General features: G+C 60.3%; 2 protein-coding genes. Both read right to left on the reverse strand.

The features are described 5' to 3' along the window. Positions 1-750: hypothetical protein (locus A1351_RS08290; protein WP_198162307.1), on the reverse strand; the 750-nt coding region annotated here is incomplete at its 3' end. A gap of 18 nt (positions 751-768) precedes the next feature. After that, the coding region (locus A1351_RS25280; RefSeq protein ID WP_198162309.1) for a hypothetical protein at positions 769-1,326 on the reverse strand (558 nt) is incomplete at its 5' end.

A 1,326-nucleotide genomic window follows, 5' to 3' on the forward strand; every position in this document is an offset into this window, starting at 1 on the left:
GTTGACGAAATTATAAGCATAGTGGTTGCCGTCATGACCGAAACACATGATGTTTCGCCACGTCGAATTATATATTCCGTGATCATGGCCGCTCAAATAAGTGAGGGTAGGTGTCGCGTTGATCCCATGACCAGTATTGACATGTCGAATAGCCGGCGCGAATAGAATGCCGAAATCGTATAGATTAACAGTGGTTGCGCTTCCGGTGATTTGAATGGCGTCCGTCGCCGCGGCCGTTTGCTCTATGACCGTGCCGGCCAGATATGGCGCGACGCCCGGCATGTCGAAATCCGCGAATGTGACTGACACGGGACGCCGGAGCGGGACCGGCCCGGCGCCCGCGATGTTGAGCGAACCGCCGATTACAAGCGGCCGATTGATGACGTAAGTCGCAGCAGGTCTGATACCGATCCGCGCGCCAGTAGGCGCGCTGTCAATTAGACTTTGCAGCGCGGCCCAGTCCAACTCATCGGACAGCGCCACCGCGCTGGGAAAAAACACCTGCGCGGCCAGCAGCGATGCGAAAATCGTCGAGAGCGGTTTCGACGTGCCGTCGCCGATCGTCTTGTCGCCGATCGACAAAATGTGCGTGATTGTGCCATTGCCTCCGCTCGCATTGATTTCAGCGGCAATGGCGGCGCCGAGAGCGCGAATTTCGCTCTTTTTCGGCTCCCATAGCCCGCTGGACGGGACGCCGCTAGTCGCATAGTCCCGAAAAATGGACGAAAACAGAGCAACGAGATCAGCCATTGACGGAGGTCCCCGAAATCAGGCGATGGTGATGAAGCTCGAGCCGCTCATCGGGCTCGGCGTTTGGTTCTGGACGAACCAAGAATGGACTTCGAAGGTGAGCCCGAGAGCGAAGCCCGTCGTCGACTCCCGCACCCATTGCGAAATCACGGTGTCGAGGCCGAACCATCCGCCGAGCGGATTGTGCGAGCCGTCGACGAGGCGCGCCTCGACGTAATAGATGAGCGAGGTGTCGGTCGGCGTCGAACCGCCGACCTTCGCCGTCGATTGAATGTATTTGCTGCCGGTGATCGTCACCAAGGAGAGTGTCGGCGCATCCGGGCTCTGCACGGTGATGGGGGAGGGCGCCGGCGCGCTCGACGTCTCATAGGGCGAGACCGGATCATAGGGCGGCATGACGGGGTCGTAATCATGCGGTCCGACGAGCGCGAGATAGAGCGTGATCTGCTCGAGGCCCGGTGAGACCTCGGCGCGTTTCTCGAAGCGAAACGTCCCCAATACGCCGGTCGCCGCGCTGTCCACTGGGACGACGCGCTCGCCGACGAAGCGGAGCAGCGACGTCCCGCCGATGATCGT

Source organism: Methylosinus sp. R-45379, from assembly GCF_001644125.1.
In the GTDB taxonomy this organism is placed as follows: domain Bacteria; phylum Pseudomonadota; class Alphaproteobacteria; order Rhizobiales; family Beijerinckiaceae; genus Methylosinus.